Source organism: Enterococcus sp. 5H (assembly GCF_028128615.1).
Lineage (GTDB): Bacteria > Bacillota > Bacilli > Lactobacillales > Enterococcaceae > Enterococcus_L.
The window spans coordinates 87575-104544 of the sequence record NZ_AMDP01000061.1; the positions used below are offsets into that span (position 1 = coordinate 87575).

Here is a 16970-nt window from a genome sequence, read left to right on the forward strand (position 1 = left end):
GTACTTAATAAAGTCTATTCCTGTTCTAATGCTGCTACTAATTCTTCTAATTCAATTAATCTTGCTTCAAATACTTTCATTGCATCTGCAATATATTGAGGTTTAGTCATATCTACGCCAGCTTTTTTCATTACTTCTATCGGGAAATCACTACTTCCAGATTTCAAATACGTTAAATAATTTTCCAGTGCATTTGGCTCATTCGCTAAAATTTTATTTGCTAAAGCCGATGCCGCTGAAAAACCAGTAGCATATTGATACACATAGTAATTGTAATAAAAATGAGGAATACGAGACCATTCCAAAGCAATTTCAGTATCTTTCGTAACTTCTGAACCATAGTATTTTTCATTTAGTTCGCCATAATACTCGCTTAAATATTCACTCGTCAAAGGAATACCTTTAGCATCTTCCGTATGGATAAAATGTTCAAACTCGGCAAATTGTGTTTGACGGAAAATAGTTCCCTTAAATCCATCTAAATAATGATTTAAAACATATGCACGCACTCGTGGATCATTTTCTGTTTCCAATAAATACTCAGTCAAAATATTTTCATTTGTTGTTGAAGCAATTTCTGCTAAGAAAATGGAATAGTCACCATAAACATACGGTTGATTATTACGAGTAAAATAACTATGAACACTGTGCCCCATTTCATGAACTAATGTATACAGTTGATCTAAGCTATCATGCCAATTCATTAAAATGTAAGGTGCAGTGTCGTAAGCCCCTGAAGAATAAGCTCCACTGCGCTTCCCTTGATTTTCTACCACGTCAATCCAACGATCTCCAAAAGCAGTCTTAACAATATCTAAATACTCACTCCCCATTGGTTTCAACGCTGCAACAGCTTTTTCCTTGGCTTCCTCGTAAGAATATCTGATAGAAGCTTCACCCAATATTGGTGTATACATATCATACATATGAAGTTCGTCTAATTTTAATAAACGTTTACGCAGTGATACATAACGGTGTAGTAACGATAGATTTTGATTAACCACATCCAACAAAGTATCATAGACACTTTCCGGAATATGATTATTACTTAACGCAGCTTCTCTAGCAGAAGAATAATTACGTACTTTCGCCTTATAATTATGTGCTTTCACATGAGAACTCAACGTTTGAGCAAATGTATTTTTAAACTGATCGTAAACAGAATATAAACCTTTAAAAGCTGCCTCGCGGACATCTCGATGCGTATTTTCCATTAATTGACCATAAACTCCATGAGTAAGCTGAATTTTCTCGCCATTTTCGTTTTCAATAACTGGAAATTTTAAATCAGCATTATTCAAGATAGAAAATGTATTACTAGATGCTTCAAAAATTTCTCCAGCCCCTGCAAGTAGAGCTTCCTGATCCGCTGACAAAATATGAGGACGTTCGCTCAAAATATTTTCTATAAAGTGACGGTAAATTTCCAAATTTTCATTTTCCTTGAAATAATTCCAAATGGTATCATCATCTAAAGATAAAACTTCAGGTTCAAACCAAGCAACTGCTTCACTAGCTTGAGCCAATAAAGAACTTGCTCTTGCATATAATGCTTGGTAAGTTGTATTTGTCGTATCTTGATCATTCTTTAAGTGAGCATATACATATATCACTTCAATCTTACGATAAATATCTAGTAATACTTCAATCCCAGCCAAAAATGCTTCACTGCCATCTTGTAAAGTTCCTTTGTATTGCTCAACTTTTTTTACCTTATCCGATAAATCTTTGAAAGCGTCATCGAAAGCTTGGTCGTCTTTAAAAATTTTAGTTAAGTCCCACGTTTTTTCAATCGGTAAACTTGAACGTTCTGGTAATTGTCTTGTCTCACTCATTTGATCTGCTCCTTTAAAATTATTCTTTCATGAAGTTATCTTATCACACTTCTTAGCGGAATAGCACTGATTAGACACTTCTTTTCGATACTTTTCACCCATTGATTTAAATCTGTTTGTTTGAGTCTTTTATTCCCTACTACAATTTTCCAACCATTCTGGACAACAATTAGATGTTTACAATCAATTAGTGACATTATCAGTTGATTTGAGCAATACTTCTTAATTTCTTTCATTGATACGCTAGGAAACTCATAAAACAAATCTTTCATACCTGCTATCTGCTTCTGTATCAGTAATTCAAATTCTGCCAATTCAAAAACATTCTGGTCAAAAAACTGTACCCAGTTCCAAATTCTTAATTTTAATAATAAATCTGATCCTCGACAACAAAATATACGAATACCAGGATAATAAAACCAGATAGGTAATTCAAGCAAGTGACAGTGGTTGTTATATAATACAGACTGCACATTACGAATTTGTTCATCTCTTCTCGCTAACTTTCTATTTAAGTCAAAATAATAGTCCTGTATCAGTTTTCCAATTTCAAATTTTCTTTGTACAAAAAAATTAGATTTATATGGAAAATTAAAAATATCCGTCAAAATCTCCTCATGAAATGTCCATGATTTTCTAGAATAGTAGATTCTTTTTTTCCAATCTTCTTCCAGATGAAAATATAGGGCTAATTCTTTTGTCTCAAAGTCAGCTTGCCAAATGTGAAACCCGATTGTTTCTGTATATGAACATAGATTTTTTCCTAGTTCTCCAAGAATCTGCTGATTTGAAAACAGTTTTTTCCCGCAAACCCAAATTGGAAGATAGCCATATTTTTGATAATTTTTCGTTCGCTCGACTAGTCGTTGAACACTTAGCGGACTACACTGAATTTCCAGTGCTATTTTACCAACTAATAAATCTGGGCGTTGGTTTACTTCTGATAAATATTTTTCAAGTTCATAAGGAATAGCGTCTTTTTTGCACCAATTTGCAAAAGCTTGCTTTAAGACTAAATGTTCGTAGGTCTCTCCTTCACTATAGACACAGCAATTATTACTATTATAATGAGCAAAATGAGGAATTTTGACTTTTCCATTTTTTATAAGTAACGGTTGCTTGCAGGCGGGGCAAAAATAGCTTTCGTTCTTCAATCTTTCTATCTGCTCTCTTGTTTGATTTAACAAGGTCACTAGCTTGCTTTGTTTTGTATATGCACTCAACATCTGATTCACCTCTAAAATAATATACGCAAAAAAATGTTGAATTCACAAAAAAACTGAAACAAAGCAACAATCGCTCCGTTCCAGGTTTTTACAAGCCTATTCAAAATAATATCTTGTTAACTCTAAAGCATTACGCTCCATAATGCATGTTCCATACTCAGTTAATGTTTCTGGTGTGACTGTAGATAAGTCCGCATACTCAAGTAACTGAGCTACTTCATTCTCTACATCATTTTTCCCTAACTCATCCAACAAGAATATGACTTGTAGATAATAGGTTCCTTTAAATGTATATAAATTTGCAATAACAGACTGTAAAAATACTTCATTCGCTAATTGAACCATCGTGTCAAAATCACTTAGTTTAAAAACTAAATTTTTTACTGTATCATCAGTAAACTCCTGCATATCATCAGTAAAATCAGTTTCAATTTGTTTACGGATTAAATTGCTGACTTCCTCTGAATTTAAATCATTAAAACCTTCAAAATTAGAGACGTCATCCATGGATGCATTTTTACTAATAAATAGTTCCAACCCATCACTTTTTGGTAAAACTTGGAAGGTAACAGCTTCACTACCTTGAAATTCGTCCTCCACATCAACTTCTTCTAAAATACTGTAGAAAAAATTCTCTACTTCTTTGTGATTGCCAAGTAAATCTAAAAATGTGATACCTCTGTCAGCTAGATCTTCATTGCCAATTAACACTCGTATGGTATTTTCATTAATATGTTCCATTTCCATGTCGCTACACCTCACTTTTGCTAATCAGGAAACTTATTCTTACGTACATTGTAGCGGAATCACGCCAAATGTAAAGGAAAAAGTAACAATATTTCAAAATAAAATTCTCTCTTAGTATTTTCCTAAAACTTATTCTTCTTAACTATGTAATTTTTGCGTTTTTCATTATAAAAAATCAACGTTATGCATAAAGAAAGTGAGTGGGACAAAACTAAAAATCAGTTTTGTTTCACTCACTAGATCCGAATAAACGGCGAGAAAAAAGCAGCTCCTTCGGAAATAAGCTGAAATTCACAAAAATTTGAAGAGCAATTTTCGTGAATCTCTTCTTATTTCTCGGAGCTAAACGCTTTTGTCTCAGCCTCTTCTTCATTTACTTTTTATAGACCTGCCATCAATTGTGCTTGACGTAATTCTAGCTGCCGAACACCTCTTGGCAAGAACCGACGAATCTCGTCTTCATTAAAACCAACTTGTAATCTTTTTTCATCAATCATAATTGGTCGACGCAACAATCCGGGATTTTCTTTTACTAATGTTAATAAGTCCTGCAATGGTAGTTCATCCAAATCCATATTAAGCTTTTGGAAAACTTTAGAACGTGTAGAGATAATCTCTTCGGTTCCATCTTCTGTCATTCTCAAAATTGCCTTCAGCTCTGAAATATTTAATGGTTCTGAGAAAATATTTCTTTCCTTGAATGGAATTTCGTGTTCTTGTAACCACGCACGAGCCTTACGGCAAGACGTACAACTTGGGGAAGTATAAAGTGTCAACATGTGCATCACTCCTTTTCGTGATTATCATCACTTTTTTTGAAATAGGAATTTTTTTGTTTTTCCTATTTAATGTTAGTATACCCAATTTCTAATAAAAATACTAGCTCTTTTTCAAAAAAAATATATAGTTTCACGTTATTTTACGTGTTTTTTTTTATTATCCAAATAAAATTCGTTTTTTTTAGTTAAAAAATTACAGCGTTTTCAAAACTGCATAATGAATACAGTTTTATTTACCTGTCATAACTGTGTTAGTCCAGAAATTTTGACATTTTATTTTTTTCAAATGAAATCCTGTTTTTTTTCCTTTTTAGCGTTATAATAATAGAAATGACTTTTATTAATCAATTAAGGTGGTTACTTATGGAAACTATTTTTTCTGGCATTCAGCCAAGCGGAATACCAACAATCGGAAACTATATCGGTGCTATGAAACAGTTTATTGAATTACAAAATAATTATGACTGCTATTTTTGTATTGTGGATGAACATGCGATTACAGTTCCTCAAGATCCTCAAAAACTTCGTCAACAAACACGCGGTTTGGCTGCACTCTATTTAGCAGTTGGTTTGGATCCTAAAAAAGCAACGATTTTTATTCAATCTGAAGTCTCGGCTCATGCTGAAGCTGCTTGGATTATTCAATGTAATACAACCATTGGTGAATTAGAACGTATGACTCAATTTAAAGATAAATCACAAAAGAACGGACGGACAGGTGTTAGTGCTGGACTTTTAACTTATCCGCCATTAATGGTTGGTGACATCGTTTTGTATAATGCAAATCTAGTTCCTGTAGGCGATGATCAAAAACAACATTTAGAATTAACACGGGATTTTGTTGAACGCTTTAATAACCGCTATGGACAGAAAAATCAGGAAATTTTAGTTCTTCCTGAAGTGAAAATTGCTGAACAAGGTGGTCGGGTAATGAGCTTACAAGATCCCACAAGTAAAATGAGCAAATCAGATTCTAACGTAAAAGGCTTCATTTCAATGCTGGATGAGCCAAGTGTCATCCGCAAAAAAATTAAATCAGCTGTAACAGACTCTACTGGAATCATCGAATATGATGCAGAAAATAAACCCGGTATCACAAACTTGTTAAATATTTTCTCTGCTGCTACAGGTCGTTCTGTCGAGGATTTGGTTTCAACCTATGAAGGAAAAGGTTATGGAGAATTTAAAACTGATTTGGCAGAAGCTGTCGTTGACTTACTAGAGCCAATTCAAACTCGCTACCACGAATTGTTAGCCTCAGATGAATTAGATGATATTCTGGATCAAGGTGCAGAACAAGCTCGTCTTGTAGCGAATAAGACGTTACAACGTATGAAAAATGCCATTGGTTTAGGTCGTAAACCTCGTAAATAAGCAAAGATGTTGTAACCTTGAATAACTGGACTAAAAGCCGCACAATGCATAAAACACATTGTGCGGCTTTTAGGAAATTGTCGAAGCCTTCATTTCTAAGAGCATTAAAGGTAGCAACGCACATTCTGTGCCTTGTACCGTTCATCATCGACTCACGATATTCTTCGTGATTTACGAGAATGCAATCGACATGAAATGGAGTGTCTGACTTTTTCACACCGTTGATTCGGATTTTCGATGACCATAACTCAGTGAGTTATATCCCTCTTAATCTCTAAATTGTGCATCATGCAAACGACGGTAATGTCCGCCTTTCGCAAGTAACTCTTCATGTGTTCCTTCTTCTAATATTCCTTGATCACTAACCACAATAATTCGTGTCGCATGTTTGATTGTTGCCAATCGATGAGCAATTATCATAGTAGTTCTACCTTTTGCTAAAGAATTTAAAGATTCTTGAATAACCTGTTCTGTCTCAGTATCCAAAGCTGAAGTTGCTTCATCTAAAATTAAAATCGGCGGATTTTTCAAGAACATTCGAGCAATTGCCACCCGTTGTTTTTGACCTCCTGAAAGTTTAACTCCGCGTTCACCGATCAGCGTGTCTAATCCTTCAGACATTTGATCGACAACTTTTTCTAGATGAGCTAATTTGACAGCCTGTTGAATTTCTTCTTCCGTTGCATCCAGCTTTCCGTAAGCGATATTATCACGAATCGTGCCAGGGAATAAGAAAACATCTTGTTGAACTATCCCGATTTGACTTCTTAATGAAGCTAAGGTCATATCTTGAATATTAATACCATCAATTGTAATCTGACCCTCTGTTACCTCATAAAATCTCGGCAACAAATTACACAAGGTTGTCTTACCAGAACCACTTTGACCAACAAAAGCTACTGTTTCACCAGGAACAATTTTTAGATCAATATGATTCAGAACTTTTGTAGAGTCTGCATAAGAAAATGAAACATCATTGTAAATAATATCTCCATGTAAATGATCAACTACGACAGCATCGGGTTTATCTTGGATCGTTGGTTTTTTATCAATTTCTTCTGTGAATCGTTTAAACCCGGCAATCCCTTTTGGATAGCTTTCTATCATATTATTAACTTTTTCGATAGGACGAACAAAGACATTCGCTAACAAAATAAATCCAACAAAATCACCACTGGTAATTTCACCATTAATCGTATAATATGCACCAAAAATCAACGTAAACAAACTAATCAAACGAATTAAAAAATAGTTATAGGCTGAACTAATACCCATTACTTTATAAAAATGAATTTTCGATTTTCGATAAGCCTGATTTAGTCCTTCAAACCGTTGACGTTCAAAAGGCTCATTAGCAAATGATTGTGTCACTCGAATACCGCTAACAGAGGCTTCAACCCCAGCATTAAAATCCCCAAGGTTATCATAAATTTTCGTATTAACTTTTGTCATCTTTTTATTGAAGAAAACTAATGCGATGGTAATAAAAGGTAAAACGATAAATGTTGCTAAAGCTAATTGAACATGGATACGGAGCATTAAATAAAATGATCCAACTAAAGTCATAATTGTAATAAACACATCTTCTGGTCCATGATGAGCAACCTCAGAAATTTCAAATAAGTCAGTCGTCAAACGACTCATTAACTTCCCTGTTTTCTGATTATCATAATATTCAAACGGCTGCGTCTGCAAGTGTCCGTAAAGTTCTCGACGCATGTCTGTTTCAATGTTTACACCCAACTTATGGCCAAAAAAGACCACAATATATTGCAAAAAAGTATTAAGTATATAAAATAATAGCAGTCCGGCAGAAGCCAGTGCAATCATCCGAAAATTCTCTTTAGGCATGATTTTATCAATAACTTGATTCACTACAACTGGAAAAGCTAACTCAAGTAAACCAGCGATAACCGCACAAGTAAAATCCAAAATAAATAGATATTTATACGGTCGATAATAACTAAAAAATCGTTTTAACATAATCTCCCTCTTTCTTTTAGACACTATTGTTATTATACGCAAAGAAAGAGTAAGATGCAAAGTTTGAAAACCTTTATTTAGCAAGTAATTCTTTGAAAATAAGACCCTATAAATTAAATAATTTTTACTAAAAATTATTGATTCTATGACAATAACTATCGCTTGTAAAAAGTAATTGAATCCAATTTAGTATTTCTTTTACCACTTTTTATTAAGAAAATATTGTTATTTATAAGTATGTTTTGAATCAAAAAATGACTTTGTTTCCAGTTTTTTGTACATTTTGAACAAACTCTATATGCAACAATGCCAATATCTTGAAAATATAGCTGGAATTTGTTAAATTATATGTATACATGTACATCACGAAAAACACCGATAAGTTGCTTATGTCTTGGGGAAGATAGGTCTAATCGGTGTTTCTGTTTTTATTATACTAAATGTTTAATTTTTTCACCATTTCATAAATGTACTATCGAAAATACTTTTTGAAGGGAAATTTAAGCTTTACTTTTGTTTTTTTTGTACACTTTTTTTATTTTACAAACAAAAAAGCGTACGACTTAGCATGATTTAATTTTAAAAGTTAATGTTTTTTTATAGATTAAGCAGATGAATTACAAAAGAGACAAGAAGAAACGATTTAAAGGTTCCCATTCATTATCTTTCTTATCTAAGGTACCTTGTGCAACTTTTTCTAACTCTATCAACTCATTTTCAATATAATTATTCAGTACATCAATTTTATCGATTAAGTCGAGTTCATTAGTGTTTTTTTTCTGATTTAATAATTCGTTTACCACTGGTTTCAAATTATTATCAAGAACACTAGCTACCAGCTGGTCGAACTCAATCGGCGGAATTGTATTATAATTAGTTATCCACTTACTAGCCAAAATAGGTCGTAAAACATAGAAATATTTTTTAGCTTTAACTTTCTGACCTTTTAGATATTCTCGATAATTTGTATTTGCCATATTCCAGTAATGAAACAATGCTTTCTTTGTTGAAAAATAGTTTTCAATGACTCTTTTTAGTTCCATTGCTTCGCTTGTCTCAGCATAAACAATTGGTGACGTGCACCATTCAAATAATGTGGGATTTGATTTATACAATAACTTTAAGGCTTTTTGAATATCCCATCCATTAATATCTAAAACATCATCTAATTGCCATTCAATTACATCTCTAATTCCTTCTAATTTTAAATAGCTCTCTTGAGTTCTCACGTATAAAAAACGTACATCATAATCACTATCTTTTGATTCGAATCCCCATGCTCTACTACCTGATTCTATTGCTAGAATTATTTTCACGTTCTCAGCCTTTTCAATTTCTCTTAGTTTACTCTGGATTATTTTGTTCAAAACACCACTCCTTATCCATAACTAATAACTTTAAATGTCTAAATCTTTTTTTGACACAAACTTTAAATCGGTTTGTTTAAATATAATAATTGCCGCAATCCATTGACAAATCGTGATAATTACCCACATTATAAAACTTAGTTCTTGGAAAATATCTCTGTCTTTTACAAAAGACATAACAATCATTGTTATTATTACGACCACTGGCATTACCAATAACGACAAACTTAAACCAACCATTTTAGATAATTGAAACATTATCTTTTTTTCATTTTCTCCGTTCAAATTTAACAACTCCTTTTAGCTTTAATTATACATGAGTAATAATGCCATATGTAAAAATATTTTATTAATTCAGTAGTTTATCCTTTATGTTCTTCAAAATATATCAGCTATACCGTTTTCCATGTTTCTAATTTAAATTAAAATTTTCTTTCTGTTCTTTTGTGAAAAAGTTCGCTACAATTAGAAAGGATTATGAAAATTTTTCTGAAAAATAATAAGGGGTGTACTTTTTTTAATGAGAACTGTTGTTTTTGATGTGGATGATACAATTTATGACCAGCAACAACCTTTTAGAAATGCGATTAATGCAGTGTTTCCTGACGTAAAACCTGAGGATATGCACGCATTGTATATTCGCTTTCGTTTTCACAGTGATGAAACATTTCCAAAAGTAATGTCAGACGAATGGACGCTAGATTATATGAGATATTATCGAATTGATGAATCTTTAAAAGATCTAAGTTATCCAACTGTTTCACAAGAAGCTGGTTTGACTTTCCAAAAAACTTATGAAGATGAACTGGACAATATTGTGATGCATCCGGAAGTCAAAAAGGTATTAGATTTCCTAAAAGATAAACAAATTCCGATGGGGATTATTACCAACGGTCCTACTGATCATCAATATAAAAAAGTAAAACAACTGCGCTTAGAGGATTGGATTCCGACAGATAATATTATTATCTCTCAAAGTACTGGTTTTCAAAAACCAGAGAAAGAGATTTTTGATCTTGCAGCAAAAGAATTTAAAATGGATGCTGAGCACACACTTTATGTAGGCGACAGCTTTGAAAATGACATTTGTGGTGCTACCAATGGTGGTTGGAAATCGCTGTGGTTTAATCACCGTTTAAGAGCAATTCCTGCCAATGTTGCCCCAACGCATCTTAAAGAAGTCACTTCTTTTGATGCCTTGTTCCCTGCAATTCAATCATTATTTTCATAAAAAAATGGGATAGAAGTTTCAATGACTTCTGTCCCACTTTTTTTATATAACTGACTAAATTTTATTCGCCGATACTTAAAATCGTTCGAATGTCATCTTCTGTCATTTTCGCTAATTGTTCTTCATTCCCTTGAATGACTTTTTGGAATAGTTCACGTTTTTCTTGTTGTAATGAATCCATTTTCTCTTCAACAGTTCCTTCTGCAATCATTCGCCAAACTTCAACTACATTTTTTTGACCAATCCGATGTGCTCGTCCAGCTGCTTGTTCTTCTACTGCTGGATTCCACCAAAGGTCATAGAGAATTACAGTATCCGCTCCGGTTAAATTCAAACCAGTTCCGCCAGCTTTTAAAGAAATTAAGAAGACATCTTTTTCACCAGCGTTAAAGGCATCTGCCATTTCCATTCGCTCTTTTGGTTTGGTACTTCCACGTAAATAAAATGTAGATAATCCCAACTCATGTAGTTCTTTTTCGATGATGGAAAGCATACTTGTAAATTGTGAAAAAAGTAAGACCCGACGATTATTTTCTTTCGCCGCTATCAGCATATCTTTGACTTGCTCCAATTTTCCAGAACCGCCAGTATAATCATCAATAAATAAACGAGGATCGCAGCAAATTTGGCGTAAACGAGTTAGGCCTGCCAGAATACTTAAACGATTTTTCTTGAATGCATCTTGATCCATTTGACTAACATCTTCTTGCATTTGTTTCAGGTAGGCTAAGTAAACAGTTTTTTGTTCTTCTGTTAATACACTGTACAAATTACTTTCGATTTTATCTGGTAAGTCTGCTAGAACAGTCTTTTTATCTCGTCTTAAAATAAACGGCTGAATCATTTTCGCAACTTCTTCCGGCTTCATTGCTCTAAATGTTGTTCTTGCTGGAAATAGTCCTGGTAGAATCATTTGGAAAATAGACCATAATTCATCAAGATTATTTTCAATCGGTGTTCCGCTCAAGGCAAATCGCTGCGGAATTTTCAAACTTTTTAGAGCTTGAGCTGTTTTCGTCCCACTATTTTTTACCATCTGAGCTTCATCCAGAATCAAATAACCTAAATTTAACTCTTGGTACATGTCAATATCCTGTCTTAAACTAGCATAAGAAGTAATCAATACATCCAGATCCGCTTGGTTTGCTAAATTTTCACGTTCAGCTTTACTTCCTGCAACAACTTCACATCGTAAACTAGGCGCAAATTTCTTAATTTCTGCAGCCCAATTGTAAATTAAACTTGCAGGAGCAACAATCAGTGCTGAACCTTTTTGATGATTTTCTTCCTTTTCAGATAATAAATAAGTAATTGTTTGTAAGGTTTTCCCTAAGCCCATTTCATCAGCTAAAATCCCGCCAAATTGATAATAACTAAGCATTTTTAACCATTTAAAACCATCAACTTGGTAAGAACGTAAGGTTGCTTGTATTTCATTTGGTAAATCAGCAGAAAAGTTTTCTGGATGGGTTAAATTGGAAACCATCTCTTTAAATGAATCGGAAAAATGCGCACGTTCATTATCTTCTAACATATTTTCGATCATCAAACCTTGGTTTCTTGGAACTTGAATTGTCCCTTGAACATTTTTCATATTTTTTCGCAACATTGTTAAAATTTCACTGGTTTGCTGAAATTCTTCTGAATCCAAGGATAGAACTTCTCCAGATTGTAATGTATAAAATTGATCGTTTCGAAGTAAGCTAGCCAAAACAGCATCAATTTCTTGTTCATCAATTCCTGTAATATCAAAACGGACATCCAGCCAAGAGTCTGAATCCGATACTTCGATTGTTGGCTGGTGATGTTGAGCATCTAAAAATAATTCTCGTAATTTTTTCCCCATACGAACTTCACCTAATTGGCGAAAAGCTGGTATTTCAGCTTTGAAAAAATAATATAGGCGCTCACCAGTCGGTAAGTCTTTCTCATATCCAGTGGATTCTTTTCTATAGCCAAATGTAGCAAATTGATCCAAAATTTTCTGTTCTGTTTGACTATCTCGAACAACTTCTTGATTAACACCAGATTCAACTGAATGTTCTTCATCGGTTGAGAAAATGACATCTCCATAAATAAAATCAACGCGTACTCTGATTTTCCCTTTAATTTTGCGGAAAATAAATACGGTTTCTAACGGATAATGAACAATTACAGCTGCCACTGCTTCATTCACATGTACCGTACCAATTTGTTTTAATAATGGAACAACTGATCCAAATAAATCAGATAATTCTTGTTTTTCATAAACTATTTCAGGCTGCTCTACTCTTTTTAATAGTTGCAGTAATGTTGCGTAGATCATTTTTTGTTCTTGTGTAAAAGAAAAAACTTGATTCTTACTAAATCCCCACTGATAATGAGCTAAAAACGTAGTAAGTTGGTCGTCAATAGTTAATTTATATACATCAGCTGCTTGTTTACTAATATCAAAAATTATCGGTAGCATTTCTGTTGTAAATGTTAAATGACGATATTTTTTATTTTCATCATTTAATATAAAATGTCCAGTTTGACTCATTTTTTCAAGTAAGTATCTTCCTTGATCAATTGGTAGAATCAGGTAGCGTTTATCAATTTTACCATTAACTTGAAGTCCATTGGCACCAAGTAGCTGGCTTGTTTGATAGATAGCTGTCATTTTTTCTAAAATTTCTTGCGTCTCAACTGAAAAAGCTTCTTGTGCTAAATCAAATTGGTGTTGTTTATTAATTAAGTATGATCCCTCTTTTTGATATGTTTGGAAAAATTCACCAATATTCTTAATAATATACGTTTTAGGTTTAACACCTTGGTATCCAATACGTAAGGAAACGCCTAAAATTGCCAGTTCTGGATAATAATTATTTGTTTCGATTACATCCACTATAAAATCAATAATTAATGGCATCAATTTATTTTTTTCTTGGTTTTCTTGATTTAACTTTGCAAAACCTTTTGTAAACATCTCTGAGACTGTTGATGCACGCTTTTCTAAAATAGCTGGCTGATCTGCTTTGATAACTCGTGATATTCCTCGCTGGCGTAGTGTTAATTCGACGGCCACAGTATGTTTGCAAAAACCATGATCCATCCAATAAGGACATTCACAGATATCATTTTCTTTGGCTGTTCCATCTAATTGGACTCGGTATAATTCCTTGCCAAGAACTTCAGCATGCCAAACTTTATTTTCAATATCTTGATCGATTGAAAGCACTCTGCCTTCTTTCATATAATCTCTGCCGCGTTCAACGATTCGTTCTGGTATACTCCATTTCATTTTCTCACCTCCTAAAATTTTCTATGCTGTTTGATAGGTCAATTGACTTTGACCATTCCCATTTGTACGTATTTGTAATTGTTGTGGAATTCTTGCTTTTAATTCACTAACATGGCTAATAATACCGATCATTCTTCCTTCATTCTCAATTGTTTCTAGAGCTTCCATCGCCATCTCTAAGGCTTCTTCATCTAAAGAACCAAATCCTTCATCTATAAATAGGGCTTCAATCAGAACACCGCCTGCTTCTTCTTGAATTACTTCAGCTAACGACAGCGCCAAAGCTAGGGCAGCTATAAAACTTTCTCCCCCTGATAAAGTGTGAGCGCTGCGGCTGCTACCTGAATTATCATCATACACATTTATTTCCAATCCGGTTTGATTTTTATAACTGCCAGATTCTTGATTTAACTCAAATTGATAGCGACTATTCGTTAGTATAGACAACCGCTGATTGGCAACTGTCAGTACTTTTTCTAGATAAGTTCGTAGAACATATCGTTCTAAGCTGATTTTTTGAGGATTATCACCATTAACTGTAGTAGTTAACTGATGCAATGCTGTTACTTCTTCCCACTGTTCATCAACAGAGGCGATTAGTTCTTTGACCTGATTTTGAATTTGTTGATTGTTTTGAATTTTTTCTTGTATTTGATAATAGTAGGCTTCTTTTGATTGAAGCAATACAGCTAATTCATTTATTTCATTCGTAATCGAAGTTATTTCCGGCTGTTCTTTGTCTTTCAATTTGCTCTCAAGCTCGTTTAATTGAAATGTTAATTGAGTTTTTTTCTGGTCAAAGTCCGTCAATTCTTCTTTAATTGTTTCTATTTTTGGTACCTCTTTTAGAAGTATTCGCAGATCTTGCTCATCAAAATCAAAGCTTGAGTCTTTTAGGGCTTTAGTAAGTTGCTGATCCAAAGCTGATTTTTCTTTTAAGTTGGTATCTTTTTCTTTAGAAAGGTGAACCTCTGTATTTTTTAATAATAACTGAGTTTCTTTTAGTTTAGCAATTTGTTGATCTAGTGCTTGTTTTTGTTGTTCCCAAGTATTGACTTGCTGTTCTAGCTCTAATTTTTTTGTTGTCATTTCAGTTAAAGAAGCCTGTTCATTGGTTAGCTGTTCTGAAATTGTTTGTAGTTTCATTTGGATAGCGGCTAAGTCTTGTTGCTTTTCAGTAATATGATTTTCTTGGTCGGTTAAATCTACTTGAAGTTCTTTTACTTCAAGTGAAAGTTCTGCTAGTTTGATTTTTGCTGCTTCAACTTTTGCATATTCTTCTTTCAGTTGGTCTAACGCTAATTCAAGCTGACTTGTCACTTGAGCGCTTACTGCAGTTGATAGTTCTGTCAGTTTTGGGATAATCTCTATTTCTTTGATTTGTTTATAAAGTGAGTTAACTTTTTCAGTTTGTATGCTCCACTCTTGTGAAAGCTCTTCTTTGGCTTGTTCCATTTGAGAGATTTGAGCATTCAGCTTTATGACCATCTCATCTTGTTTTTTCTCTGTCTGTTCCACATCAGCTAATTCAATTTCCATTGCTTGAATTTCTTCCAATGAGAATTGTTGGTGTTCTTTTTGATTCGGATGTTCTAACGCTCCGCAAACGGGGCACGGTTCGCCTTCAACTAAAAATAAACTTAAGCGACTAATCTGCATTTTGGCCCACTGGCTTTTTTTGGTTTTTACTTGTTCCTGAATTGCTTTTTTTTCTGTATTTGCTTCTGCTAGGTCCGATTCTGATTGAGATAATTGTTGAGTGAAAGCTCTCTTTTTTTCTTCAAGTTGTTGAAGTCGTTCCCAATTTTCAATAAAAATTTGCCACTGTTCTTGGCGACGTTCCAACACTACTTGATTTTTTTCAATCATTCCTTGTTGTTCCACAATTGTTTGTTCTTGTTGATACACTTGTTCAAGATTACTTTGCTCTTTTTTTGTATCGGTTAGTTGCGCTGTTAGCTTTTCAAGTTCAGCTTGTTTTTCTTTGAGCTGCTCTGTTAATTTTTCTTTTTCCTCATACAAAGGTAATTGAAACTGCAGCTGACTAAGTTCACTTTTAAGCAATTCTATCCTTGCAGCTTGTTCAACATGCTCTTGGAAAACTATTTCTTTTTCCTGAATGGTTTGTAGTTGTACTTTTTGTTCATTTTGATTTGTCTGTAATTCATTTTCATATGTGTCAATTAAATGCGTTCTTTCATCAATTTTTTCAATTAAATTTTGATGATCTTTAATCCATTGCAACTGTTTTTCTTCTGAACGAAGTTTTTCGATCATTTCAGCGGCTTGTTCCAATTCTTCATTTTGGACGCGAAGCTGCTCTTTTTTGGTAAAATCGTTTAATAGCTCTTCGATGGAATATTTTTCTTGTTCCTTGGCTTGTTTCTGTTCTTGAAGTGCAGTCATTTCTGCAGTTAAAGTAAGCTGAGCTTGATTCATTGAGATTTGCTGTGCATTCAATCGTTCTAGCTTAGCCTCGATTGTTTCTTCTTCCTGCATTGGTTCTTCCCAATAAAGCTGATCTAACTTAAGTTTAATCAATTGCTGAGTTGTCTCGATTTCTTTATTTACTGATTTAAGTTGTATTTTTAAGCGTTCATTTAACGACTGGTAAAGTTGTGTACTAAATAGGTTTCTTAAAACCTTCTCTTTATCGTTACTATTTGCAATCAAAAATGTTCGGAATTCACCTTGAGGTAACAAGACTATCTGTGCAAATTGATTAGCATCTAAATGGAGTAATTCTTGAATAAATCCGTCTACTTCACGTCGTTTCGTGTATTCTCGTAATTCTTTTCCATTATGATCTTTAACAACCAAAGAAATTTTGGCACTTTGTGTTCTCGTTCCATCTCCACGCTTTTTATAAAGCTCTTGCTCTGGTTTTCTAGTAATCTCATACAGGTGTTCTCCATGTGAAAAAACTAATTGTACTTCTGTCGGTTCAGAAGGATCTGCAAATGTTGAGCGCATTTCTTTGCCTTGTCGTAATTTTCCTGAACTTTCTCCAAAAAGCGCATAGCTCATTCCATCAAAAATAGTGGTTTTTCCTGAGCCAGTTTTTCCACTAATCAAAAAGAGCGAAGAGTCTTCGAAGCGATTAAAATCAATAGTTTCATCAATATAGGGGCCGAAGTTTTTCAATGTTAGCGTTAATGGTTTCAAC

The 16970-nt window shown here is 33.6% G+C and carries 11 protein-coding genes; 2 read left to right on the top strand and 9 right to left on the bottom strand.

The window, feature by feature from the left end; all coding sequences use genetic code 11:
• Nucleotides 1-14 precede the first annotated feature (14 nt).
• The 4 genes from pepF to spxA form a co-directional block, all read right to left on the bottom strand.
• Nucleotides 15-1835, bottom strand: coding sequence for an oligoendopeptidase F (pepF, locus tag C240_RS15060; RefSeq protein WP_271497466.1), 1821 nt, complete (start codon nt 1833-1835; stop codon nt 15-17).
• Nucleotides 1836-1870: 35 nt separating this feature from the next.
• On the bottom strand, nt 1871-3070 hold the full coding sequence (locus C240_RS15065; protein ID WP_442896603.1) for a competence protein CoiA: 1200 nt from the start codon (nt 3068-3070) through the stop codon (nt 1871-1873).
• Between the two features lie 87 nt (nt 3071-3157).
• The gene (locus tag C240_RS15070; protein WP_271497470.1) at nt 3158-3808 is read right to left on the bottom strand and encodes an adaptor protein MecA; all 651 of its coding nucleotides are present in this window, start codon (nt 3806-3808) and stop codon (nt 3158-3160) included.
• A 380-nt stretch (nt 3809-4188) separates the two neighbouring features.
• Complete coding sequence (spxA, locus tag C240_RS15075) at nt 4189-4587, bottom strand: transcriptional regulator SpxA (RefSeq protein WP_271497472.1); 399 nt, start codon at nt 4585-4587, stop codon at nt 4189-4191.
• 363 nt (nt 4588-4950) lie between these two features.
• On the opposite strand from spxA, the gene trpS reads away from it, so the two are divergent.
• Nucleotides 4951-5961 carry a tryptophan--tRNA ligase gene (gene trpS / locus C240_RS15080; RefSeq protein ID WP_271497474.1) on the top strand — a complete coding sequence of 337 codons (1011 nt, stop codon included), beginning with the start codon at nt 4951-4953 and terminating at the stop codon, nt 5959-5961.
• Between the two features lie 267 nt (nt 5962-6228).
• Here the strand turns inward: trpS and C240_RS15085 are convergent, their stop codons facing one another.
• From C240_RS15085 to C240_RS15095, 3 genes are all read right to left on the bottom strand, one after another.
• Entirely contained in the window at nt 6229-7944 is a 1716-nt protein-coding gene (locus tag C240_RS15085) for an ABC transporter ATP-binding protein (protein ID WP_271497476.1), read from the bottom strand.
• Between the two features lie 617 nt (nt 7945-8561).
• Complete coding sequence (locus C240_RS15090; protein ID WP_271497479.1) at nt 8562-9311, bottom strand: nucleotidyltransferase domain-containing protein; 750 nt, start codon at nt 9309-9311, stop codon at nt 8562-8564.
• Nucleotides 9312-9341: 30 nt separating this feature from the next.
• Nucleotides 9342-9569 (bottom strand): hypothetical protein, encoded by a 228-nt coding sequence (locus C240_RS15095; RefSeq protein WP_271497480.1) that lies wholly within the window; start codon nt 9567-9569, stop codon nt 9342-9344.
• A 262-nt stretch (nt 9570-9831) separates the two neighbouring features.
• Between C240_RS15095 and C240_RS15100 the strand changes: the two genes are divergently transcribed.
• Nucleotides 9832-10542: an HAD family hydrolase gene (locus C240_RS15100; RefSeq protein ID WP_271497482.1), complete on the top strand. Its 711-nt coding sequence runs from the start codon at nt 9832-9834 to the stop codon at nt 10540-10542.
• 61 nt (nt 10543-10603) lie between these two features.
• Here C240_RS15100 and C240_RS15105 read toward each other — a convergent pair whose 3' ends face one another.
• Complete coding sequence (locus tag C240_RS15105; protein WP_271497484.1) at nt 10604-13804, bottom strand: DEAD/DEAH box helicase; 3201 nt, start codon at nt 13802-13804, stop codon at nt 10604-10606.
• A gap of 21 nt (nt 13805-13825) precedes the next feature.
• On the bottom strand, nt 13826-16969 hold the full coding sequence (locus tag C240_RS15110) for an AAA family ATPase (protein ID WP_271497486.1): 3144 nt from the start codon (nt 16967-16969) through the stop codon (nt 13826-13828).
• Nucleotide 16970 lies beyond the last annotated feature (1 nt).